26 protein-coding genes are annotated in these 22,367 nt (G+C 74.1%); 8 read left to right on the forward strand and 18 right to left on the reverse strand.

Annotated elements, in window-relative coordinates; all coding sequences use genetic code 11:
- Positions 1-180: 180 nt before the first annotated feature.
- Positions 181-831, reverse strand: a complete 651-nt coding sequence (locus OG218_RS08465; RefSeq protein WP_328292771.1) for a GntR family transcriptional regulator — start codon at positions 829-831, stop codon at positions 181-183.
- Complete coding sequence (locus tag OG218_RS08470; protein ID WP_328292772.1) at positions 828-1,820, reverse strand: isopenicillin N synthase family dioxygenase; 993 nt, start codon at positions 1,818-1,820, stop codon at positions 828-830. The genes OG218_RS08465 and OG218_RS08470 overlap by 4 nt, the downstream gene beginning before the upstream one ends.
- Positions 1,821-1,933: 113 nt before the next feature.
- On the opposite strand from OG218_RS08470, the gene OG218_RS08475 reads away from it, so the two are divergent.
- Positions 1,934-3,262: an amidohydrolase family protein gene (locus tag OG218_RS08475; protein WP_328292773.1), complete on the forward strand. Its 1,329-nt coding sequence runs from the start codon at positions 1,934-1,936 to the stop codon at positions 3,260-3,262.
- 146 nt (positions 3,263-3,408) lie between these two features.
- Here the strand turns inward: OG218_RS08475 and ispF are convergent, their stop codons facing one another.
- The 3 genes from ispF to OG218_RS08490 are packed head-to-tail and all read right to left on the reverse strand — an operon-like array spanning position 3,409 to position 5,044.
- Positions 3,409-3,888 carry a 2-C-methyl-D-erythritol 2,4-cyclodiphosphate synthase gene (gene ispF, locus OG218_RS08480; RefSeq protein ID WP_328292774.1) on the reverse strand — a complete coding sequence of 160 codons (480 nt, stop codon included), beginning with the start codon at positions 3,886-3,888 and terminating at the stop codon, positions 3,409-3,411.
- Positions 3,885-4,565: a 2-C-methyl-D-erythritol 4-phosphate cytidylyltransferase gene (gene ispD, locus OG218_RS08485; RefSeq protein ID WP_328296226.1), complete on the reverse strand. Its 681-nt coding sequence runs from the start codon at positions 4,563-4,565 to the stop codon at positions 3,885-3,887. Before ispD ends, ispF begins: the two co-directional genes overlap by 4 nt.
- On the reverse strand, positions 4,562-5,044 hold the full coding sequence (locus tag OG218_RS08490) for a CarD family transcriptional regulator (protein WP_012084764.1): 483 nt from the start codon (positions 5,042-5,044) through the stop codon (positions 4,562-4,564). Before OG218_RS08490 ends, ispD begins: the two co-directional genes overlap by 4 nt.
- Positions 5,045-5,354: 310 nt before the next feature.
- Between OG218_RS08490 and OG218_RS08495 the strand changes: the two genes are divergently transcribed.
- Positions 5,355-6,020: a hypothetical protein gene (locus tag OG218_RS08495; RefSeq protein ID WP_328292775.1), complete on the forward strand. Its 666-nt coding sequence runs from the start codon at positions 5,355-5,357 to the stop codon at positions 6,018-6,020.
- 61 nt (positions 6,021-6,081) lie between these two features.
- Here the strand turns inward: OG218_RS08495 and OG218_RS08500 are convergent, their stop codons facing one another.
- Entirely contained in the window at positions 6,082-6,762 is a 681-nt protein-coding gene (locus OG218_RS08500) for a response regulator transcription factor (RefSeq protein ID WP_328292776.1), read from the reverse strand.
- Positions 6,759-8,072 carry a sensor histidine kinase gene (locus OG218_RS08505; protein WP_328292777.1) on the reverse strand — a complete coding sequence of 438 codons (1,314 nt, stop codon included), beginning with the start codon at positions 8,070-8,072 and terminating at the stop codon, positions 6,759-6,761. Before OG218_RS08505 ends, OG218_RS08500 begins: the two co-directional genes overlap by 4 nt.
- 190 nt (positions 8,073-8,262) lie before the next feature.
- Between OG218_RS08505 and phoU the strand changes: the two genes are divergently transcribed.
- Positions 8,263-8,928, forward strand: a complete 666-nt coding sequence (gene phoU / locus OG218_RS08510; protein ID WP_328292778.1) for a phosphate signaling complex protein PhoU — start codon at positions 8,263-8,265, stop codon at positions 8,926-8,928.
- A 74-nt stretch (positions 8,929-9,002) separates the two neighbouring features.
- Complete coding sequence (locus OG218_RS08515) at positions 9,003-9,680, forward strand: hypothetical protein (protein WP_328292779.1); 678 nt, start codon at positions 9,003-9,005, stop codon at positions 9,678-9,680.
- On the opposite strand, the gene OG218_RS08520 is transcribed toward OG218_RS08515, so the two are convergent.
- From OG218_RS08520 to mshA, 3 genes are read right to left on the reverse strand one after another with little or no spacing between them, the layout of a single operon-like run.
- On the reverse strand, positions 9,677-10,861 hold the full coding sequence (locus tag OG218_RS08520) for a glycosyltransferase (RefSeq protein WP_328292780.1): 1,185 nt from the start codon (positions 10,859-10,861) through the stop codon (positions 9,677-9,679). The two genes, OG218_RS08515 and OG218_RS08520, sit on opposite strands and share 4 nt — an antisense overlap.
- Before the next feature lie 8 nt (positions 10,862-10,869).
- Positions 10,870-11,622: a phosphoglyceromutase gene (locus tag OG218_RS08525; protein ID WP_328292781.1), complete on the reverse strand. Its 753-nt coding sequence runs from the start codon at positions 11,620-11,622 to the stop codon at positions 10,870-10,872.
- A 9-nt stretch (positions 11,623-11,631) separates the two neighbouring features.
- Complete coding sequence (gene mshA, locus OG218_RS08530; protein WP_328292782.1) at positions 11,632-12,936, reverse strand: D-inositol-3-phosphate glycosyltransferase; 1,305 nt, start codon at positions 12,934-12,936, stop codon at positions 11,632-11,634.
- Positions 12,937-12,969: 33 nt separating this feature from the next.
- Between mshA and OG218_RS08535 the strand changes: the two genes are divergently transcribed.
- Both OG218_RS08535 and OG218_RS08540 read left to right on the forward strand, forming a co-directional pair.
- Positions 12,970-13,821 carry a class I SAM-dependent methyltransferase gene (locus tag OG218_RS08535; protein ID WP_328292783.1) on the forward strand — a complete coding sequence of 284 codons (852 nt, stop codon included), beginning with the start codon at positions 12,970-12,972 and terminating at the stop codon, positions 13,819-13,821.
- A 21-nt stretch (positions 13,822-13,842) separates the two neighbouring features.
- Positions 13,843-14,946, forward strand: a complete 1,104-nt coding sequence (locus tag OG218_RS08540; protein WP_328292784.1) for a LacI family DNA-binding transcriptional regulator — start codon at positions 13,843-13,845, stop codon at positions 14,944-14,946.
- Here the strand turns inward: OG218_RS08540 and dtd are convergent.
- Positions 14,909-15,334, reverse strand: coding sequence for a D-aminoacyl-tRNA deacylase (dtd, locus tag OG218_RS08545; RefSeq protein WP_328292785.1), 426 nt, complete (start codon positions 15,332-15,334; stop codon positions 14,909-14,911). The two genes, OG218_RS08540 and dtd, sit on opposite strands and share 38 nt — an antisense overlap.
- 104 nt (positions 15,335-15,438) lie before the next feature.
- Here dtd and OG218_RS08550 point away from each other — a divergent pair, with 104 nt between their 5' ends.
- On the forward strand, positions 15,439-15,768 hold the full coding sequence (locus tag OG218_RS08550; RefSeq protein WP_328292786.1) for a hypothetical protein: 330 nt from the start codon (positions 15,439-15,441) through the stop codon (positions 15,766-15,768).
- A 3-nt stretch (positions 15,769-15,771) separates the two neighbouring features.
- Here the strand turns inward: OG218_RS08550 and OG218_RS08555 are convergent, their stop codons facing one another.
- Both OG218_RS08555 and OG218_RS08560 read right to left on the reverse strand, forming a co-directional pair.
- A complete protein-coding gene (locus OG218_RS08555; RefSeq protein WP_328292787.1) occupies positions 15,772-16,113 on the reverse strand; it encodes a DUF2516 family protein in 342 nt (113 codons plus the stop codon).
- A gap of 19 nt (positions 16,114-16,132) precedes the next feature.
- Positions 16,133-17,695 (reverse strand): FUSC family protein, encoded by a 1,563-nt coding sequence (locus tag OG218_RS08560; RefSeq protein ID WP_328292788.1) that lies wholly within the window; start codon positions 17,693-17,695, stop codon positions 16,133-16,135.
- Between the two features lie 56 nt (positions 17,696-17,751).
- Between OG218_RS08560 and OG218_RS08565 the strand changes: the two genes are divergently transcribed.
- Positions 17,752-18,264 (forward strand): MarR family winged helix-turn-helix transcriptional regulator, encoded by a 513-nt coding sequence (locus OG218_RS08565; RefSeq protein ID WP_328292789.1) that lies wholly within the window; start codon positions 17,752-17,754, stop codon positions 18,262-18,264.
- Positions 18,265-18,276: 12 nt separating this feature from the next.
- Here the strand turns inward: OG218_RS08565 and OG218_RS08570 are convergent, their stop codons facing one another.
- The 5 genes from OG218_RS08570 to OG218_RS08590 all read right to left on the reverse strand — a co-directional run bounded on the left by OG218_RS08570 (position 18,277) and on the right by OG218_RS08590 (position 22,262).
- Entirely contained in the window at positions 18,277-18,873 is a 597-nt protein-coding gene (locus tag OG218_RS08570) for an RsiG family protein (protein WP_328292790.1), read from the reverse strand.
- 114 nt (positions 18,874-18,987) lie between these two features.
- Positions 18,988-20,070 (reverse strand): CAF17-like 4Fe-4S cluster assembly/insertion protein YgfZ, encoded by a 1,083-nt coding sequence (ygfZ, locus tag OG218_RS08575; protein ID WP_328292791.1) that lies wholly within the window; start codon positions 20,068-20,070, stop codon positions 18,988-18,990.
- Positions 20,071-20,080: 10 nt separating this feature from the next.
- Positions 20,081-20,503 carry a Fur family transcriptional regulator gene (locus OG218_RS08580; RefSeq protein WP_328292792.1) on the reverse strand — a complete coding sequence of 141 codons (423 nt, stop codon included), beginning with the start codon at positions 20,501-20,503 and terminating at the stop codon, positions 20,081-20,083.
- Positions 20,504-20,530: 27 nt separating this feature from the next.
- A complete protein-coding gene (locus tag OG218_RS08585; protein WP_328292793.1) occupies positions 20,531-21,073 on the reverse strand; it encodes an FABP family protein in 543 nt (180 codons plus the stop codon).
- 397 nt (positions 21,074-21,470) lie between these two features.
- Complete coding sequence (locus OG218_RS08590; protein ID WP_328292794.1) at positions 21,471-22,262, reverse strand: hypothetical protein; 792 nt, start codon at positions 22,260-22,262, stop codon at positions 21,471-21,473.
- Positions 22,263-22,367: the final 105 nt, after the last annotated feature.

Genomic DNA, 22,367 nt, shown 5'->3' on the forward strand with positions numbered 1-22,367 from the left:
TCGGTGACTCACCACCTCTACCTGTCGGGTGACAGGTATGGGGACGAGTCTGGCCGGAGCCGTGTTTCGAGCGTGTTTCCCCGTCGTGAAACCTGTGTTGCGGCTCCCCCCGACCCAACTCCTGGGGACTTCTCCACCCTTCCCTGGCTCGGGAAGGGTGGAGAAGTCCCCAGGAGTTGGTCAGGCGAGGGTGAGCTGGGCGCGGCGGAGGCGCACGCCGATCGCGGCGACGTGGGCACTCGCGGCGAGGCGGGCCGCCGCCACGTCGCCGGCCTCCACCGCCGCGAGGATGCGACGGTGCTCGGCGACGGCGAGTTCGCGGTGCCGCTGCTCGGCCCACAGCCCGGCTCCGGACAGGTGGGCACGGACCTCGAGGCGGCGCAGGGTGTCGGCCAGGGTCGCGTTGCCGGACAGTTCCCGCATCGCCGCGTGGAACTCCAGGTCCAGCCCGGCGTCACGCGCGGGTTCCGGGGTCTCGGCCGACGCGGCCTCCTCGGCGTCGACGAGTTCCGCGAGCCGGGCCAGCCCCTCCCGGTCCACGCGCTCCGTCGCCTCCGCCGCGGCGAGGCCGTCGAGGACCTCGCGGACGCGGAACACCTCGGACAGGTCCTCGGCCGTCACCGTCGCGACCCTCGCGCCGGCGTGCGGGGTGGACACCGCGATCCCCTCGGCGACCAGCCGTTGCACCGAGTCGCGCACGGGACTCCGGCTCACGCCGAGTTCCGCCGCGAGCGCGGGAACGCTCAACGACGTCCCGGGGCCCAGGCGACCGTCGAGGATGCGGGCGAGCAGCGCGGTGTGGACGGTGTCGCCCAGCAGTTCGACGCTCACGCCGCGGGGGTGCCGTAGTTCGCGCGGATCCGCTCGGCGATGTAGTCGGCGGCGGTGATCGGCGGGTAGCTGCCACCGGGGGTCTCGATGAGGACCTCGCGGTTGGCCTGGGCGAAGAACGGCATGCTGTAGCGCGCTCCGGTGTACTCCCCCGCCCCGGGCATCCGCACGCGGTGGAAGGTGGACCGCAACTGGTCGTCGCTCCACCGCATCAGCATGTCCCCGATGTTGCAGGTGATGGCCTCGTCGGAGGGCACGACCGACGTCCACTCCGGCGCGTCGAGGTCCCGGCCCGGGCAGACCTGCAGTCCGCCCTGACCGGTGCGTTGGAACAGCAACGTGAGGCAGTCGAAGTCGGTGTGCGCTCCGGCCCGCCAGACCCCGGGTTCCACGGCGACGTCGCCGGGGAGTTCCGGGTAGTGCAGGATCCGCAGGGTCGACTGGTAGGTGTCGGCGGAGGGGTCGTGGGCGTTGGTGAAGAACTCGCGCGCGAAGCCGAGCTTCTCCGCGAAGCAGGACAGCACCCGCATCGCGAGTTCCCAGCACCGCGTCTCGAACCCGAGCATGAACTCGCGGAACTCCGGGAGTTCCGCGTCGGAGGGGAAGAGCGGGCCCATGTGCGGACGGGTGATCTGGTAGGACTCCTTGCGGTCCGGGGTCCCCACCGAGGGACGGACCTGGGTCCCCGACTCCCAGCCGGAGTTCCTGGGCCGGTCGAGGGGGTACTGCTGCTTCACCTCGACGGGGAGGTCGAAGAACGCCTTCGCCATCGCGAACGCCCGGTCGACGGCGGCCGCCTCGATGCCGTGGTTCACGATCTGGAAGAAGCCGACCTCGGTCGCCGCGGACCACAGCTGCTCGGTGATCTCGCTGCGGCGGGCCTCGAAGTCGGAGAGGTCGATCTGCGGGATGGCCCGGTCGCGTTCCGTCCCGGGGTCGCCCATGCGGGACTCGCGGTCGAGCTCGGTCATCTGCTGGGGCGCGGTCATGACCCCACCGTGTCGGCTGCATGCAATCCGACGCAAGAGCCGCCGTGTGAACATCGTGTTGCATGTGATCCCGGGGTCTTCCGCGGGCCACGCTCCTCGGTCAGAGTTCGGGGGTGAACCTCACGACGAACGCCCCCAGCACGTTCCCCACCGCCGTCACCGACGTCACCGTCTGGGACGGCGGGACCTGGCGGGAGCACCAGGACGTACTCCTGCGCGACGGAGCGGTCGTGGCGATCCGCCCGCACGAGAACGGCACCGAGGGTCTCGACGGCACCGGCGCCCACCTGCTCCCGGGGTTCGTCAACACCCACACCCACCTGCAGCAGGCGACGTGTCGCGGGGTCGGCGAGGGGCAGCCGTTGCTGTCCTGGCTGCTGGCCGTCGGGCAGCACATGGCCGCCGTCACCCCCGAGTCGGCCTACCTCGCCGCCGTCGCCGGCGCCCTCGACGGTCTGCGCAGCGGGTCCACCACCCTCGTCGAGCACATGTGGCCGCACCCCTCGGAGGAGGTCCACGCGGCCGTGCTGCAGGCCCTGGCGGACGTCGGGGTGCGCGCGCTGCTCGGCCGCGGTGTCGCCGACCGCCCCGACCCCACCCGGAGGTGGGGTTTCGACCCCCGGCTCATGCAGCCCCTGGACACCGCCCTCGACCACGTGGAGCGGTTGGCGGGCGCCACCCGGGGGACGCGGGTCACCCCTGCCCTCGCGGTGCCGAACCCGCGCAGCCTCACCCCGGAGGGTCTGCGCACGGTCCACGCCTTCGCGCTCGAGCGCGACCTGCGGATCTCGATCCACCTGCTGGAGACGAGCACCGACGAGGACATGTGCCGCGAGCACGCCGGAGTCGGTGCGCTGCAGTACCTCTCGGACGCCGGGTTCCTCAGCGACCGGCTCCTCGCCGTGCACGGCGTCGCCCTCACCGCCAGCGACGTCGCGGCGCTGGCGGCGGCGGGGTGCGCGGTCTCGCACAACCCGGTCTCGAACATGCGGCTGGGTTCCGGGGTCGCCCCCGTCCCCGACCTGCTCGCCGCCGGTGTCGCGGTGGGGTTGGGCGTCGACGGTGCGGCCTCCAACGACCGGCAGGACATGCTGGAGACGATGCGCACCGCCGCCTACCTGCAGCGGGCCACCCACCGCCGCGCGGACCTGCTGGGCTTCGCCGACGTGGTCGCCCTCGCGGTCGACGGGGCCTCCTCGGTGCTGGGCCTGGCGCAGCGGCCCGGCGGGGGCGTCACCGTGGGCACCCCGGCGGACCTCACCCTGGTGCGCTTCGACCGCGACTTCGGGTGCCTGCCCGTCCTGGACCCGGGGGCCGGTCTGCTCACCACGGGAACCCCGCGGATCGTCGACACCGTCCTGGTGGACGGGGAGGTCGTGGTCTCCGACGGTCGCAGCACCCGCATCGACGAGGAGGAGCTCGTCGCGGCGCTGCTGGCGTGAGACCGGTCAGCGCGGGCCGGTCAGCGCGGGCCGGTCAGCGCGGGCCGGTCAGCGCGGGCCGGTCAGCGCGGGCCGGTCAGCGCGGGCCGGTCAGCGCAGGCCGGTCAGCGCGGGCCGGTCAGCGCAGGCCGGTCAGCGCAGGGCGGTCAGCGCAGGGCGACGAGGGCGGTGGCGATCGCCGCGATGCCCTCGCCCCGCCCGGTCAGGCCGAGGGCGTCCGTCGTCGTCCCGGCGACGGAGACGGGCGCGCCGCAGGCGGTGCCGAGCGCGGCCTCGGCCTCGGGGCGGCGACGGCCGATCTTCGGCCGGTTGCCGATCACCTGGACCGAGACGTTGCCGATCTCGAAACCGGCCGCCCGCACGAGGCGGGCGGCCTCCGCCAGCAACCGTGCCCCGGAGGAACCGGCGAACTCGGGACGGGCGGTCCCGAAGTGGGCGCCGAGGTCGCCGAGACCGGCCGCCGCGAACAACGCGTCGCAGCAGGCGTGCGCGGCGACGTCCCCGTCGGAGTGACCCTCCGGGCCGAACTCCTCGCCCTCCCAGAGCACACCGGCGATCCAGCACGGACGACCGGCGACCAGCTGGTGCACGTCGACGCCGGTCCCGACGCGGGGCAGGGTGGTCACGGGGCCTCCTGGGCCAGCAGCGCGTGGGCGAGGACGAGGTCGACCGGGCGGGTGACCTTGAACGCGTGCTCGTGGCCGGGCACCGTCCGCACGGGATGACCCAGGGATTCGAGCATCCCGGCGTCGTCGGTCGCGGCGGCACCGGGGAGCGCGGCGGCGTGCGCAGCGCGCAGGGGGCCGGCCGCGAAACCCTGCGGGGTCTGCACGGCGACGAGCTCGCTGCGGTCGACGGTCTCGACCACGAGGTGACCCGCGACCCGTTTGATCGTGTCCGACACCGGGAGCACCGGGATCACCGCGGGCGCGCCGGCGCGCACGGCCTCGACGACGGCCGTGAAGACGTGGGGAGGGGTGAGGCAGCGGGCCGCGTCGTGGACGAGGACGACGTCGACGTCCTCGGCGAGCGCTTCGAGGCCCAGCCGGACCGAGTCCTGCCGCTCTGCCCCGCCGGCGACGACGATGACGTCGCCGTGCAGGGGGGTGAGCAGGGACATGACCTCGTCGCACGCGGCGGCGGGCGCGACTGCGACCACGACGTCGATGACGCCGGAGGCCGCAGCGCGCCGCACCGCGTGCACGAGCAGCGGTTCACCCGCCAGTGGAACGAGAGCCTTGGGACGCGAGGCCCCGAGGCGGTCGCCCCGGCCTGCGGCCGGGACGACGAGCGCGGATCTCAGGAGGCCAGGACCTCGTCAAGCAGCGACTCGGCCTTGTCCTCGTTGGTGTTCTCCGCCAACGCGAGTTCGGAGACCAGGATCTGCCGCGCCTTCGCCAGCATGCGCTTCTCCCCGGCGGAGAGACCGCGGTCCTGGTCACGTCGCCAGAGGTCGCGCACGACCTCCGCCACCTTGACCACATCACCGGACGCGAGCTTCTCGAGGTTCGCCTTGTAGCGGCGGGACCAGTTGGTCGGTTCCTCCGCGTACGGCGTGCGCAGGACCGAGAACACCCGGTCCAGCCCCTCGCGACCCACGACGTCACGAACGCCGACGAGGTCGACGTTGTCCGCAGGAACTTCGATGGTGAGATCGCCCTGGGCCACCTTCAGCACGAGGTAGAGCTTGTCCTCGCCCTTGATGGTCCGGGTCTTGATCTCTTCGATCAGTGCCGCCCCGTGGTGGGGGTAGACAACCGTTTCGCCGACCGTGAAAGCCATAGAAATTGACCCCTTTCCCTGGTTCCAGATTACCACGGCGATCGGGTTGTGGACAGTCTCGATCGGAGCGTTTGCGCAGGTCAGAGGCTCACGGTCGGCGGTCGGGGGCTTGACAGACCCCGCATCGCATGCTTCGCGCACCGGATCACCCCTCGCCCAGGGTGATCGTCGAGACACTCTCGGCACGTCCGCCGCAGGCCCCACGTCGTGACGGGAGCGTGATCGGCACGTGACCGGATCGCACCCCGTCATCGGGCGCGACGCCCCGCTCCGCTGCGAACACGGCTACGACTGCCGGTAGTCTGAACGTGTGAAGCTCCGCCTGCGCCGAACCTCCTCGCGCCGCCCCGTGGCCCAGCGCTCCGCCTTCGCGGTCGTGACCCTCGCCGCCACGATGGGTGTGGCCGGCTGTGCGGTCTTCTCGCCCGCCACGGTGCTCAAGCCGTACGAGCCCAGCGACGGGACGGGCACGACCGTGGGCGGTGTGACCGTCCGCAACACCCTCGTCGTCTCCTCCGGGGTCGACGAGCCGGGCGTGCTGTCCGTCGTGCTGGTGAACCCCGGTCCGGACCCCGCCACCGTCTCGGTGTCGGTCGACGTCGACGCCGGCGCACCCGCGGCGCAGTCGTTCTTCCTCGCGCCCGGTTCGTCCCTGCACCTGGGTGACCCCTCCGCCGTCGCGGACGACGCCGCCGCGACCGACGACGACTCGGGCACGCAGTCCCAGGTCGGCTGGGTCCAGGTCCCGCAGGTCCCCGTCACCCCGGGCGAGACCGTCCCCGTCACCTTCCGCGTGGACGGGCAGGCGCAGGCCGTCCAGGCGCCGGTCGTGCTCCCGTGCTTCGAGTACGCGGTGATCACGCCGACCGCAGCCGCCGACACCCCGACGGACACCGCGAGCGCCTCGGCGACGCCGTCCCCGTCCGTCACCTGCGGCCCGGCCGTGGGCGAGGAGCCGTCGGCCACCGAGGGCTGACCTCCGCGTCACGCAGGAGAGGGGGTGGCCCGGTGGGCCGCCCCCTCTCGCGCGTCCGGGCTCAGCCCTCGAACTTGTAGCCCAGCCCGCGCACCGTCACCAGGTGCCGGGGGTTCGCGGGGTCCGGTTCGATCTTGGCCCGCAGCCGCTTCACGTGGACGTCGAGGGTCTTGGTGTCCCCCACGTAGTCCGAACCCCAGACGCGGTCGATGAGCTGCACCCGCGTCAGGACCCGCCCGGCGTTGCGCAGCAGCAGCTCCAGCAGCTCGAACTCCTTGAGCGGCAACGGGACCCGCTCGCCCCGCACGGTCACGACGTGGCGGTCGACGTCCATCCGGACGCCACCGGCCTCGACCGTCGTCTGCACGAGGTCCTCGGGTTCGGCGCCACGACGCAGCACGGCGCGCACCCGGGCCAGCAGCTCGCGGGAGGAGTACGGCTTGGTGACGTAGTCGTCGGCACCGATCTCCAGGCCGACCACCTTGTCGATCTCGGAGTCCTTCGCGGTCAGCATGATGACCGGGACGCTGGAGCGCGTCCGCAGCTGGCGGCAGACCTCGGTCCCGGGCAGGCCGGGCAGCATGAGGTCGAGCAGCACGAGGTCGGCACCGGCCTTGTCGAACTCCTCGAGCGCGTCGTTGCCGTTCTCGGTGACGGCCACGTCGTAGCCCTCCCGCCGCAACAGGTAGGACAGCGGGTCGGAGAAGGACTCCTCGTCCTCCACCACCAGGATGCGCGTCACGGTCGGACCTCCAGTTGCGAGTGCGGCGAGGGGTTCTGCGCCGTGTGTTGCTGCGGGTGCGGTTGCGGGTGGGCCTTCGGGGCGTGCGGGGCGGCGTCCCCGACGGCGCCGGCCGTCGTGGACGTGGGGCCGGCGTCGGCCGTCTCCGTCGGCGGCGGGCCCGGCAGTCGCAGCGTGAAGGTCGACCCCTCCCCCTCGGCGCTCCAGACCTTGACCTCACCACCGTGGTTGCCGGCCACGTGCTTGACGATCGACAACCCGAGTCCGGTGCCGCCCGTCGAGCGCGAACGCGCGGGGTCGACGCGGTAGAACCGTTCGAAGATGCGGTCGAGGTCGGCGGCGCTGATCCCGACCCCGCGGTCGGAGACCGCGATGTCCACCGTCGAGAGCTGCTGTCCCGCGAGCTTCCCGGCGATCCCGCCGGAACCCCTGCGCACCTCGACGACCACCCGGCTGCGTTCCGGGGAGTACGCCAGGGCGTTGTGCACGAGGTTGCGCAGCGCCGTGACGAGGAGTTCACGGTCACCCCGCAGCTGCAGTCCGCGGACACCGGCGACGACGACCTCCGACCCACGCCCCTGGGCCAGGGTGCCCACCCGGTCCACGGCCTCGGCGACGAGGCCGTCGACGTCCATGACCTCCGGCTGCACCACGTTCTCGGCGGCCTGCAGGCGCGAGAGGTCGATGATCTCCTGCACCAGGGCCGTCAGGCGCTTGGCCTCGCGGCGCATCCGGCGGGAGAAGTGCCGGACGGCGTCCGGGTCGTCGGCGGCGTCCTCGACGGCCTCCGACAACAACATCAACGCACCCACCGGGGTCTTCAGCTCGTGGCTGACGTTGGCGACGAAGTCCCGCCGCACGGCCTCGATGCGCCGCGACTCCGTCCGGTCCTCGAGCAGCAGGAGGACGTGGTGCGGACCCAACGGCGTGACCCGGGCCAGCACGACCGCGGGCGGGCGGCCCAGCCCCGCACCCAGGTCCGTCTCGACCTCGCGGACCCGGCCGTCCCGTCGGCAGTTGCGCACCATGTCGCGCAACTGCGCGTCGGTGAGCTCGTTGCCGCTCACGACACCCGTGGCGTAGGAGGCGGCACTGGCCTTCACCACCTGGTCGTCGGCGGAGAGGACCACGGCGGAGGAACGCAGCGCCATCAGGACGTCGCTGACCCCCGGGGGCAGCCCGCTCGCCGGCGGGGCGGGGGGCACGGGCGGGTGCTGGAGGCGTTCGGAGACGCGGAAGGCCAGCACCCCGGCCGCGCCGGTCAGCACACCGACCACCGCGGCGATCGACACGGAGACATCGCCCAGCACCCCGCAAGCCTACGGTGACCGGGGGCCCACCCCGAGCCGTCGACGCCCGGACGCGGCCGGCCACGCAGATGTTCACCCACGGGGAGCCGCTCGTTCACCGGGCCCTGCGAGCCTGCCCGGGTCACCATTGACCGAGGCGTCTCCAGAGCACGGGACGACCGGCCGTCACGAAACCCCGGAGGACCTTGCCGTGCGCAACGTGTACCACGACGAGCTGGCAGGTCTCGTCGAGACGCTCGTCGAGATGACCCAGCTCGCCGAATCAGCCATGACCCGCGCGACCAGCGCCCTGCTCGACGCCGACCGCGAACTCGCCGAGACGGTGATCTCCGCCGACAAGCGCATCGACCAGCTCCAGCGCGACCTCGAGGAGCGGGCCGTCGACGTCCTCGCCCGCCAGTCCCCCGTCGCGACCGACCTGCGCGTCGTCGTCACCGCACTGCGGATGAGCTCCAGCCTTGAGCGGATGGGCGACCTCGCCCGCCACGTCGCCAAGCTGGCTCGGCTGCGTCACCCCGAGCCCGTCGTCCCGCCGGAACTGCGGGCCACCGTCCTCGAGATGGGTCAGGTCGCCGAACGGATCGTCGCGAAGGCCGGCAGCGTCATCGCCACCCGAGACGTCGCCATGGCCGCCCAGATGGAGGTCGACGACGACGAGATGGACCGCCTGCACCGCCAGGTCTTCGAGCAGTTGCTCTCCCGCACCTGGGACCACCCCACCGAGGTGGCCGTCGACCTCACGCTGTGCAGCCGCTACTACGAGCGCTTCGCCGACCACGCCGTCTCCGTGGCCAAGTCGGTCCTGTTCATGGTGACCGGCACGCGCGAGGAGGACGTTGCGCCGCAGACGGTCTGACCGTCCCAGCCCGCCGCGACGCCGCGGCGGGCTCGGACGCGCCCACCACCCCACCGGGGTGTAGCGTCGATGCCGTGATCACGCGGCGGGGCGCACGGCGGTCCCTGCTGGGGCTGGTCTGCGGTGTCCTCTCCAGCGGCGCGGTCCTGGCCGGGTGCGGCGGGTCCGACAGTCCCGATCCGGCCCCCACCACCACCACGCGCAGCCCGACCGAGACGACGACGTCCCCCTCCAGCGCCGTGACCGGGAGCCCCACCAGCAGCGGCCCGACCTTCGACTGCGCCTCCGTCGACGCGGCCCAGAAGACCCTCGACGACGCCTACGCGGCCGAGCTGAGCCGACTGGGCATCCGCCGCGGCGACTCCCAGGCGCAGTCCGTGCTCACCCTGGTCACGACGACCGAGGGACCGGGCTACTACGCCGCCGTCCTGGCGGCCTCCCCGCCGGAGGAGTCGCAGGACGCCCAGCTCGTCCTGGACTACTACCAGCGGCTCGCCACCCAGGCGGGTGACCTCACCGCGGGCAGCGGATCGGCGGAGGACCTGGCCGCGGCCATGGACCGCCTCGACGACGCGACCCTGGCGGTGAGCCCCGACGCGAACTCGGCCGCCCAGGTCGTGTCCGCCCAGGAACGGTTGCAGGCCGCCGTCGAGGCCGCCTGCTCGGGCGGCTCGAACGCCAACCCGTCGAGCTCGCCGAGTCCCTCGGGACCCGCGAGCCCGACGAGTTCTGCGAGTTCCACGAGCGGCTAGCGCCGGACGAGTCCGGCGAGGATGGTCGCGACCTCCAGCGCCGCGGCGTCCTGGTCGAAGTCCCACGCCCGGTTCACTGCACCGGAAGCCTTGCGAAGCAACGGCTCCGGGTCACGGACGAAGGCCGACAGCGCGTCGGCGAGGGCGGTCACGTCCTCGGTCGGCACCAGGTCGCCGAGTTCCCCGTCCCGCAGGACGAAGCGGGGTCCCGTGGGGCAGTCGGTGGCGATCACCGGACGGCCGTGGGCCAGGGCCTCGAGCAGGACCAGGCTCCCGTTGCCCTCGTAGCGCGAGGACAGGACGAACGCGTCGGCGCCGGCGAGACGGGCCTGGAGGTCCCCGACGTGACCGGGGAACTCCACCCGGTCCCCGAGACCGAGCAGCTCGGCCTGCGCCTTCAGGTCGGCGTCGAGCTCCCCCGCACCGACGATCTCCAGCTCGACGTCGTCCCCCGCGGCGACGACCCGGGCCACCGCCTCGAGCAGGACGTCGAAACCCTTCTGCTGCGCGAGCCGGCCCGCGGCGACGAACCGGGTGCGGCCCGACGTCGGACGACGAGGGCCACCCTGGTCGAGCGCGGCCTGCCGGGTGGCGGCCACGTCGATGCCGATGTCGGCGACGTGGATGCGCTCGGCCGGCAACCCGACCTCCACGACGTCGTCGACGAGGCCCGGCGAGACGCAGACCGCCGCGTCGACCCGTTGGTGCACCGACGTCAGCAGGGGGCGCAGCCGCGCCGGGGTCCAGGCCGCCACCGCGCGCGGCAGCGAGCTCTGCACCAGCACGACGAACGGCTTCCCGGCGATCTTCGCTGCGGCCCAACCGATCAGCAGGCCGTAGCCGACCTCGCTGCCGGACACGACGACGTCGGCCCGGCGGGCGTGGCGCACCGTGGTGGCGACGATCCGCGGGACCGCGCTGCGGAAGCGGCGCACCTGCGCACTGCCCCAGCGGGTGTCGAGCGCGGGATCGGGCTGGAGCATGGGCCCGTCCGGCTCGACGTTCTCGAGGACCAGGAACCGGACGCGGGCCCCCATCGCCTGCCAGCGACGGGCCAGGTCGAGGGAGACCCGGAGGCCGCCGTTGTCCCGCAGCGCACCCTCGATCAGCAGGACCCGCGGACCGGGCCCCGGGGTCCCCGAGGCCGGCGCGGCCCCCGAGGTCGGCGAGGTCTCCGTCACCGGGCGGCTCAGCGACCCTGGTTCGCGACCGCGGCGACGGCCGCGGCGGCGGCAGCCGGGTCGAGGTACTCCCCGCCCGGGACGAGCGGCTTCAGGTCCGCGTCGAGGCGGTAGACCAGCGGGATGCCGGTGGGGATGTTCAGCCCGGCGATGTCGGCGTCGGAGATGCCGTCGAGGTGCTTCACGAGCGCGCGCAGCGAGTTGCCGTGGGCCGCGAGCAGGACGGTCTTGCCGGCCTGCAGGTCCGGGACGACCTGCTCGCTCCAGTAGGGCAGCATCCGCGCGACGACGTCGGCCAGGCACTCGGTGAGCGGCGCGTCGGCGCCGAGGTCGGCGTAGCGCAGGTCGGCGTCCTGGGAGAACTCCGAGCCGGCCTCGATGGCGGGCGGCGGGGTGTCGTAGGACCGGCGCCAGAGCATGAACTGCTCCTCGCCGAACTCGGCCAGCGTCTGCTTCTTGTCCTTGCCCTGCAGCGCACCGTAGTGGCGCTCGTTGAGGCGCCAGGAACGCTTCGTCTCGATCCAGTGCCGGTCGGCCGCGTCGAGGGCGAGGAACGCCGTGGTGATGGCCCGGCGCAGCAGCGAGGTGTGCACGACGTCGGGCAGGACGTCGTTCTCGACGAGCATCCGCCCGCCCGCGGCGGCCTCGGCCCGCCCCTTCTCCGAGAGGGCCACGTCGACCCAGCCGGTGAAGAGGTTCAGGGCGTTCCACTCGCTCTCGCCGTGCCGCAGGAGGACGAGGGTGTGCGCCGCTTCAGTCATGGGACGAGCCTACCGAGCGCCGCGGGCCCGTTCGAGCGCCCTCTCCCGCGCGGCCCGCCGGTACACCTCGAGCGTCGCCTCCGCGGTGGCGCCCCAGCCGAACCCCTGGGCCCGGCGCGCGGCCCGTTCGCCCATGGCCGTGCGTCGGGCCGGGTCCTCCAGCAGCGTCCGCAGGGCGTGGGCCCACGTGCGCGGGTCGTGGTCGGGGACGAGGAGCCCCGTGCCCCGGCCCTCGTCCTCGCCGCGGTCGTCGCGCACCGCCGTGCGCAGCCCGCCGACGGCCGCGGCGACGACGGGGGTCGCGCAGGCCTGGGCCTCCAGGGCGACCAGGCCGAAGGACTCGTTGTAGGACGGCACCGTGACGACGTCGGCGGCCCGGTAGTGGTCGGCCAGTTCCCCCGGGGGCACCGGCGCGGCGAGGCGGACGACGTCCTCCAGCCCGAGGGAGCGCACGAGTTCGGCGAGGGAGTCGGGGTGCGCCGTCCCCGAACCGCTCGGGCCACCCAGGACGACGACCTTCAGCCGCGAGCGCCGCCAGGGCTGTTCGCGCAGCAGCTCGGCGCTCGCCCGCACGAGCAGGTCCGGGGCCTTCAAGGGCTGGATGCGGCCGACGAAGAGCAGCACCTCGGCGTCCTCGGGCAGCCCGAGGCGACGACGCGCGGCAGCGCGGCCGGGCTGCGCCGTGAACGTCGTGAGGTCGACCCCCGGCGGGACGACGACGACCTTCGCGGGGTCGGCGCCGTAGAGGTCGAGCAGGTCCTGGCGTTCGGCGTCGGTGTTGGCGACGAGGCGGTCGGCGGCGTCGACGACCTGCTGCTCGCCGATGACCCGGCCGGCCGGTTCGGGGGTGTCCCCCTCGGCGAGCGCGGCGTTCTTGACCTTGGCCATGGTGTGCATGGAGTGGACCAGCGGGACGTCCCAGCGGTCGGCGGTGAGCCAGCCGACCTGGCCGGAGAGCCAGTAGTGGGAGTGCACGAGGTCGTAGTGGTGCTCGGCGTGGCGGGCCTCGGCGTGCAGCATCCCGGCGGTGAAGGCGCAGAGCTGGCCGGGGAGGTCGGCCTTGTCGAGCCCTTCGTAGGGTCCGGCGTCGACGTGGCGGCAGCGCAGGCCGTCGGCCAGTTCGACGACGGGCGGCTGGTCGGAGGAGGTGCGACGGGTGAAGACGTCGACCTCGATCCCGCGCCGGGCGAGCTGGCGGGCGACCTCGACGACGTAGACGTTCATGCCCCCCGCGTCACCGGTGCCGGGCTGGGCGAGCGGGGAGGTGTGCACGGACACGAGGGCGACCCGCTGGACCTGCGACGTGGCACGCACCCGTGGTCCTCCCGGCTGAAATAGTCTTCCGACGTGCCCCGGCAGTCTGCCTCCCGCGTCCGCGTGGACGCCTCCGGGGTGCACCTCGCCGGCTCCCCCGTCGGTGCGGTGACGCGCGGGACCACCGGTCCGGACCGCCTGCGCCGCGTGGAGCGCTGGCTCGCGCAGACCCAGGACGGGCGGTTGCGCCGGGCCCGGACGCCCTTGGTCGTGGACCTCGGGTACGGGGCGTCGCCGGTCACCGTGACCGACCTGCAGCGCTGGTTGCGCCGGGTCCGCCCCGACGTGCGGGTGGTGGGCCTGGAGATATCCCCCGAACGCGTCGAGTTCGCGCGGGCGGGGACCGCAGGGGTCGCCGGGGCGCCCGAGTTCGCGGTCGGCGGCTTCGAGCTCGGCGTCCCCGGGGGTGGTGCACCGGTGCTGGTGCGGGCCTTCAACGTGTTGCGGCAGTACGAGACCGCGGAGGTCCTGGCCACCTGGGACCTGATGCGCTCGCGGTTGGCGCCGGGCGGTCTCGCCGTCGACGGGACCTGTGACGAACTGGGGCGGCGGGCCTGCTGGGTGGCCCTGGACCGCGACGCCGGTCCGGTGTCGCTGACGATCTCGGTGCGCCTGGCGGGTCTTCCGCAGCCCTCGGTGGTCGCCGAGCGCCTGCCGAAGGTGCTCATCCACCGCAACGTCGCGGGTGAGGGGGTCCACGACCTGCTGCGGGCGGCGGACGCGGCGTGGGCCCGGGCGGCGCCGGCGGGGACGTTCGGGGTGCGTCAGCGCTGGATCGCGACGTGCCGCGACCTGGCGCGGGACTGGCCGGTCCTCGACTCCGTCGCGCGCTGGCGCCTGGGCGAGCTGAGCGTGGCGTGGGAGTGCGTCGTGCCGCGTGGGTGAGGCGTCGGGGAGGATGCCGTCGTGACGGGACCGGTGGAGCCGCCCGCGGGGGTCCCCGCCCGCCCCACGATCAACGACATCGCCCGGCTCGCGGGCGTCTCCAAGGCCTCGGTCTCCTACGCCCTCAACGACCTGCCGGGGGTCTCGGAGCAGACCCGGGAGCGCATCCGGGCCGCGGCCGGCCGGCTCGGCTGGCGTCCCAGCGCCGCGGCGCGGTCGCTCTCCAACGCGCGGGCGGGGGCCATCGGTCTGGCCATCGCGCGCGACGTGCGGCTCTTCGAGGAGGAGCCGTACTACATGCGGCTGCTCGCGGGGATCGAGAGCGTCCTGGCCCGGGAGGGGTTCTCGCTGCTGCTGAGCGTCGTCCCGGACGCCGCGACGGCCGTGGAGGTGCTGCGCGACTGGTGGGCCGAACGCCGGGTGGACGGGGTGATCCTCACGGACCTGCTCGTCGACGACCCCCGCCTCGCGCTGGTCACCGCCCTCGGGATCCCCTGCGCGTTCCGCGGCGGCATCGACGACCGGTTGCCCGCGGGCGGGCACCTCGCGTTGACGCTGGAGGCCGAACGCGAGTCGTTCTCCGCGGTGGTCGCCCACCTGGCTGAGCAGGGCCACCGCGACGTCGCCCGGATCAGCGGGCCGCGGGAGTTCCTGCACACCCGTCGTCGCGACGTCGTCTGGGACGAGGTGACGACGGCCGTCCTCGGTGCGCCGCAACCGGTCGTGGTCTCGGACTACACCTCCCAGGGCGGGTTGGCGCGCACCCGGGAACTGCTGGCTCGCACGGTCCCGCCGACGGCGGTGGTCTACGACAACGACGTCATGGCCGCGGCCGTCGTCGCCGAGCGGCGCGCGCTGGGCCTGCGGATCCCGGAGGACCTCGCCGTCGTCGCCGGTGAGGACTCGATGCTGTGCCGGCTCGCGAGCCCGGCGATCACGTCGTTGCAGCGCGACGTCGTGGCCGACGGGGCCCGGACCGCGCGGTTGCTGCTGGACGTCCTGGGCGGCCACCCGTCGACGGCGACGGTCGGTGAACCCCGGCGGCTCGTGGTGCGCGCCAGTTCCCAGGGCTCCGGGGAAACGGGTCTCACGCCTCCAGGAGGATCGTCGTCGGCCCGTCGTTGACGAGTTCGACCGCCATGTCGGCGCCGAACCGGCCGGTCTCGACCTGCAGCCCGTGCCCCCGCAGGGCCTGCGCGACGGCGTCGACGAGGGGCTCGGCGACCGGTCCCGGAGCCGCGGCGTTCCAGGTGGGACGGCGGCCCTTGCGGGTGTCGGCGTAGAGGGTGAACTGGCTGACGAGGAGCACCGGGGCGCCGGCGTCCGCGGCGGCCTGCTCACCGCGCAGGATGCGCAGCTGCGCGACCTTGCGCGCGACGAGCTCGACCTGGGCCGGTCCGTCGTCGTGGGTCACGCCGAGCAGGACGAGCAGACCGGGACGGTCGAGGGCGCCGACGACCTCGCCGTCGACGGTGACACTGGCACGGGTGACGCGCTGGACGACTGCCCGCACGGGTTGCTCCTCGGTTGCTCCGTCCGGGTGGACGGATGGTGACGATCCGGTGGACCCGGGCTGAACCTCACCCGACGTGAAGGTTGCGAGCTTACGATCGGCGGGTGCTCCAGACCCTCATCGACGGCCCCGTGGTCATCCCCGTGACCCTGCTGGCGGTGGGGGTCTGCGCCCTGGGGGCCCTGATCCGCCCGCGGGTCGACGTCGCGCTCGTGCTGGGCCTGCTGGCCGCGATCTGGAGCCGGGTCAACACTCCCGTGGAGGGGCGGGTCCTGCACACCTGGACCGCGGACCGAGGTTTCACCGAGGCGGACCTGCTCTCGGTGGCCGCGCTGCTCGTCGCGGGGATCACGCTGCTGCGCTGCGCCTACCGACTGGTGCGCCGCTCCACCCGCCGCCGCGACGCCGACGGCACGGTCGTCGCAGCGCGCTGAAGGTCACCAGGGGCCGTAGGGCCCCTGGTTGCTGCCGCCCCGGCCGCCGCCCCGCGGACCGCCGCCGTACTGGCGCACGGCGGGACGGACGTCGGCGAGGTAGACCGCGGCACCGACGACGGCGATGACCCCGAAGATGCCGAGGACCGAGAAGATCGAGACGAACCCGACCGCGGCGGCGACGACCACGATCACCGTCCAAAACGTCTTCGTCCGCTTGCCCGCGGCGACGAACGCGCCCGCCGGCCGGCGCAGCACGTCGACCAGCGCCCAGACCTCGAGGGCGAAGGCCGCGATCCCGAGGATCAGCAGCACGCCGTTCTGCAGGGTGTTCAGCGTCTCCACACTGGAACTCTACGTGTGATCACGCCGAGAGGTTCCGGCCTTCACCGGAGCGCCGCAGGAGGTCCCCCAACCGGCGGTAGCCGACCTCCTCGGCCTCGTCGAGGGCCGCGCGCGGTCCGGGGAGGCGCCAGTCGTCCTCGCAGAGCCGCGTCCGCGCCTCCCGCAGGCCGAGCAGGTCACGGCGCAGGGCCTGCGGGTCGTGCCCGGCGCTGGAGCGGTGGAGCGCCCCGGCGGCGTCCTCGAGCGCCGCGCCGGCGTGCCGGTTGCGCACCAGGACGGCGACCAGGACCCCCAGGAGGACACCGACGCCGGTGTCGGCGACCCGGTCCGCGATGAGCGTCGAGACCCCCGTCCCGCTCGTCCCCAGCCGGGTCAGCAGCAGCGAGAGGGCCGTGATGGAGACCGAGCCGAGGGCGTAGTTGCGGGGCATGCAGAACTCGACGCCGAACATGCAGACGACGGTGAGCAGCCAGAGCCGGACGTCGTCGGTGGCGAGCGGGACGAGGACGGCGGCCACGCCGACCCCGAGCAGCGTCCCGGCCGAGCGTTGCAGGGCGCGCTGGGCGGTGTTCCGGCTCGACTGCGACTGCAGGGCCGCGGCCGCGCCCACGGCGGCCCAGTAGGTGTGCCCGAGGCCGAGGGCCGAGGCCACGACGACGGCCGCGGTGCAGGCGATCCCGACGCGCAGCGCGGGGACGACCAGCACGCGGTCGGTGCGCAGCGCCCGGACGGCCCGCCAGCGCGGCAGGGCGCTCTCCCGACCCAGCAGCTCCGCCCGGACGCCCCGGGTCAGCGGCGCCGACGGGAGGCTCCCCCGACCCTCCAGCGCGCTCAGGGCGGACGAGAGCGGACGGGGGTCGGCGCCCGCGTCGAGCGCCCGCTCGGCGTGGGCGAGCCAGCCCCCGTGCCGGCCCCCGCAGCCGAGGGCGCTGAGCGAGAGCACGCCCCAGGCGGCGTGCAGGTCCGCGGAGGCGCGCGGTCGCAGCCGCGGGTCGGCGAGGGCCACCAGCACCGAGCGCAGCGCCCGGGCCACGGCGTTGCGCTCCGGGCCGTCCGGGCGCAGCACCCCGGCCGCGCAGCTCAGGGCGACCGCGAGCGCCGCGCAGGTCAGGGTGACGACGGCGACCAGCGGCAGGTCGGGGAAGCCCAGCGGTTCGACGGTGAGGGTGCCGGCGGCGAAGACGGGGATGAGCCCGCCGGGCGGGCCGGTGCGCACGGCGTCGGTGACGAACTTGGCGACCACGGCGACGACCGCGACGGCCAGGGCGGGGACGAGGACGTCGAGCCAGCCCGTGAGCGGCAGGGCGGCGGCGACGCCACCGAGGAGCACGGCCCCCGTCAGCCCGAGACCGGTCCAGGCCTGGGTCCGCCAGCGGCGGGCGTAGGGCTCGGTGCGGCCGTAGAGGTTGGCGAGGGCCCCGAAGGTGGCGGGTGCGGCGAGCAGGGGCTGCCCGGCGGCGAGGGTGACGGCGAGGGGGAGCCCCAGGGCCGCGGTCGCCACACCGGCGGCCCACCACGGGTGCGGTCCGGGGGCGATCCGCTGCCACCCGTGGACGGAGGAGCCGAGGTGTCGGAGGAGCACCCGGAAGACGTTAGCAGGTGTTTCACTCGCGAAGCAGTTGAGACTAGGCTGTCCCCGTGAGCACCCGCCGGGACGAGCCGACCGACGCCATCGACGCCATCGATGTGGCCCGACAGGAGTGGGCCCGGGTCCACCCCGACCTCGACACCACCCCGATGGACGTCTCCGGACGGCTGCGCATGGTCGCGGCGGCCCTGGCCCGCGCCACCGAACCGACCGTGCGGGCCGAGGGCCTGACCCGCCCCGAGTTCGACGTGCTGAGCGCCGTGCGCCGCGGACGCGTCCCGCTGACCCCCACCGGCATCGCCGCCGCGACCCTGTCCTCCGGGGCGGCGACGACCAAGCGTCTCGACCACCTGACGGGCGTCGGCTACCTGCAACGGACCCCGGACGAACGCGACGGCCGGGTGACCCGGCTGTCCCTGACCCCCGCGGGGGCCGAGCTCATCGACCGCCTGTTGCCGCAGGTCCTCGCCGCCGAGCACCGCTTCGCCGCCGACCTCGACGAGGACCGGCAGCGCGACCTCGCCTCCGGTCTGCGCGTCCTGTTGCGCAGCAACGGCTTCTGAGAGGCGACTCGTTCAGCGCGTCGCGCGCAGGGCGTCGTCGATGGTGACCACGCCGTCGCGGTAGCGGCGGGTGATCTCCTCGGTGCACGCGTCCATGGCGACCTGCACGCGGTGGCGGTCGGCCGACAGTTCCTGCTCGAGGTCCTCGAGCCGCCCGCGCGCCGCGGCGAGCTGGTCGTCGTCCATGGCGGTGAGGTTCGACATCGTCGGGTCGGCGACGGCGAGCTCCGCGCGACGACGGTGCTCCCCCACCCGGCTCGGCTCGACGGAGGTGTAGCGGCCCATGCCGTGGTCGGTGCGCCGCGGGTCGGCCAGCACGTCGGTCAACGAGGCGACGAGCTCGGCGTCGGTGCGGACGCGGGTGACCGCCGCGGGGGCGCCGTCGGCACCGACCCGGCGGGCCTCCTCGGCCCCGAGCAGGTCCAGGCGGCCCTGCAGCAGACGTCGCGCGTAGGAGAGGTCGGCCTCCTCCTGCTCCGCGACGGTGCGGTGTTCGCGCAGCGTCGGCAGGTCCATCCCCTGCAGGTTCTCGAGGAAGTCGGGCGCGAGCACCCGGTCCAGAGCCCGTCGGCCCCCCGCCTGGTACCCGCTGACGTTGTCCCCCGTCATGACCGTCTCCCCCTCGATCGGAACCGCTTCAACACCCTGCGCAACACCTGCACCACAGAGCGTGCTGAACCCGAGTATGACCCACCGGCCGCGGGAGCGGGAGGGGAAGGCGCCTCAGGGCGCGACGACGACCTCCTGGGCCGCGGCCAGCGGACGGCTCTCCCCCTTCGCGGACCCGGCCACGGCGAACAGCTCGGCGTCGACGGGCAGCGAACGCTTCAGCACCGCCAGCGCCACCGGCCCCAGCTCGTGGTGACGGGCGGCCGTCGTGACGACCCCGACCTTCTTCTCCCCCAGCACCACGTCGTCGCCGTGGGCCGGCAGGTCGTGGGAGGAACCGTCCAGGTGCAGCAGGGCCAACCGGCGCGGCGGCCGGCCCAGGTTGTGGACCTTCGCGACGGTCTCCTGCCCGCGGTAGCAGCCCTTGTGCAGGTGGACCGCCGTGCGCAACCAGTCCAGCTCGTGCGGGAGGGAGCGCTCGTCGGTGTCCAGGCCCAACCGCGGACGCCACGCCTCCACGCGCAACGCCTCGCTCGCCCAGGTCCCGGCGAGCCGTCGACCCCCGACCGCGGCGAGCAGGTCCGCCCGCGGCACGAGGACCTCGCGCCAGGGACGCTCGGCGCCGGGGTGCTCGAGCGTGGAGACCGCGGAGTAGCTCGCCGTGTCCGCGCTGCCGCCCTCGTTCGCGGGGGTCGCACCCGGCCACGGGTCGACCCACACCGTGCCGAGCGGGGAGTCCGCGTCCCGGCTCGGCTCGCCGAGCACGGCGACGTCCGCGCTGACGTCGGCGATCTCGACCCGCAGCATGAAGCGCATCCGCTCCAGCCACGTCCGCAGCGCGTCGACCTGACCCGGCTCGACGGTGATCCAGAGGGCCTCACCGTCGTCGACGAGGTGCAGCGAGTGCTCGATGCGGCCCTGCGGGCTCAGGACGAGCGTCTCCGTCGAGACCCCCGGGGCCAACCCCGTCAGCGCCTGGGTGGTGATGGAGTGCAGCCAGCTCAACCGGTCCGGCCCGGACAACCGCAGGACCCCGCGGTGGGAGAGGTCGGCCACGGCCTCCCCGCGCACCAGGGCCCGCTGCTCGCCGTGCGGGTCGCCGTAGTGCCAGGCGACACCGGCGTCGGGCCCCTCCGCGGCGACCGCCCCGGGGGTGTCCAACAGCGGCGACCTGCGCGCCTGCGTGGCTGCGCTCACGGGGTTCCTCCTACTGCTCGCGACACGCGGCGCACCGCCCGCGAAGGGCCAGGTGCCCGGTGTCGACGGCGAAGTCGTTGTGGGACAGGATGTCCGCGGCCAGGGACGCGGCGAGCACCGAGGGAGCCTCACTCACCTGCCCACACCCCTCGCAGACCAGGTGCAGGTGCCCACCGTGCTCCACGGCGTGGAACGAGGGACCCCTGCGGTCCAGCTGGGTGCGGGCCAGCAGCCCGACCTCCTCGAGGACCGCGAGCGCCCGGTAGACGGTCGACGGGTCCACCGGTGACGAACCCGGTTCGCGGGCCAGGTGTTCCGCGACGTCGTCGGCCCCCGCGTGCCCCAGGGCCCGGACGGCGTCCAGGACCCGACGGCGCTGCGGGGTGAGCCGCAGCCCGCGAGCGTGCAGCGCGGACCCCAGGTCGGCGCTCACCCGTGGCTCACCGGGGACCCGTCCGGCTCAGGAGACGCGCTTGAGCCGGGCCGAGGCGTAGCTGCGCATCGGGTGCCCCTCGAGCGTGACGTCCAGCGCCCACAGCAGGTCACCCTCGACCATCCCGTACATGCGCCTCGCCGCGGTGTACTCGTGCGCCGTCGTCGTGCGGGCCACCACGTCGGTGGAGAGGTCGATGCGCGGACCGCGGGCGGTGCCGACGAGCACCTCGACCACACCCGTCGGGTGCGCGAGCAGCACCTCGAGCTCCACGGGACGCGGCCCCTCGGCCGGCGCGGGGCTGCCCAGGTCGACGGCCAGCGGGCGCCAGTAGCCCGTCTCCACGTCGAGGGGTTCGGTGGTGTTCCCCTCCTCGTCCAGGGCCCACGTCGTCGAGGAGTAGGTCAGGAAGTCGCGACCGTCGTGGCCGAACTCGACGACCTGCCCGAAGCGGGTGTCGGCCTCACCGACGGCCGGGTGGCCGAGGACACCGGCCCCCTCCCAGCGGCCGAGCAGCCAGGAGAGCGGGACGAGGGCGAGCGGGGTGTCGGTGCGCAGGGGGAGGACCACGGGTCAGCGCTGACCCTGGAAGAGGCGGTACACCACGTACCCGGCGAACCACATGATCACGATCGAGACGACGATCAGCAGGACGAGGAAGAAGACTTCGAGACCATGCACGAGTCGAGCCTACCCGCGCCGCGCGGGGCTGGACCGTCGACGTGTGGGGGGTCACGTCGGTCGGGTGTGGCGCCGGGCGCTGAGGTGGTGGGGTCGCCGGATACTCCGTTCGCGCGGGGGGCCGCGCACGTCACGGGGGCGTGGAAGCGCTCACTTCGGACATCCGGCGACCCCACCACCGCAGCACCCTTCGGTGTCGCCTCGCGCGTGGCCTCCCACACGGCAAGGTCCCGCTGCGGAGGGTGCGGGTGGGCTGGACGCGGCAGTGGTCCTCAGCGGGGGCGGGTCAGAGCAGGACGAGGCGGCCGACGAGGTAGGCGGCGGCGCCGGAGGCGGCGACGGGGACGGCGGCGACGGCGAGGGCGGCGGGGAGGGAGTGGACGCCGGGGAGGCGGGCGGTGAGGGCGCGCCAGGCCGAGACGAGCAGGCCGACCCCGAGACCGGCGACGATCCCGGCGACGGCCCAGCGGAGCTCGCTCACGACCCCGCGACCGCCCAGCAGGACCGTCACCGCACCGGCGAGGTAGCCGGTCGCGGCACCCACCAGCAGGTTCACCGGCCCGACGACGCGCAGCGGCCACGTGGTGGCCGACACCGCGCTGGTGGCGACGACGGCCGCGAGGACGACGGGGGCGAGCTGGGCGCCGGCGTAGGTCGTGGGGACGGCCACCCACGCCGCGGCGAGCACGACGACGGCCTGCCCGGCCACCACCGCGGTGACCGACTCCACGAGCCGCGGACGCCCGTCGCGGCGCAGCAGCTGGTGCACGAAGGCCAGCAGCAGCGCCAGCGCGGCCACCACGGGCAGCTGCCCGAGGACCCCCGCGACCTGCGTGCCCAGGTCCCGCGCGTCGAGGGCGGCGACGGCGGCCACGACCACCGCGGCGAGCGCCGCGACCACCACGACGGCGGTGCTCCCGCGCCGCGTCGGCAGGTCCAGCAGGTCCGGCCAGCCGACCGCGACGAACGCGCCCACGAACAGCACGGCGAGCCCCAGGACCCACGTCGGCCCGAAGGAGGCGAGACCCACCAGACCCGCCAGAGCGAGGGTGGTCGTCGCGGTCGCCGAGGAACTCACCGGGTGATCCTCGCAGAGGCGCACCACCGCGGCGGGGGCGCTCTCCGTCGCTTCGGCGACACGCGTAGGCTTCGCCCCGTTATCCTGCACACCTCGTGGGATGCG

It is taken from the genome of Kineococcus sp. NBC_00420 (assembly GCF_036021035.1).
GTDB lineage: Bacteria > Actinomycetota > Actinomycetes > Actinomycetales > Kineococcaceae > Kineococcus.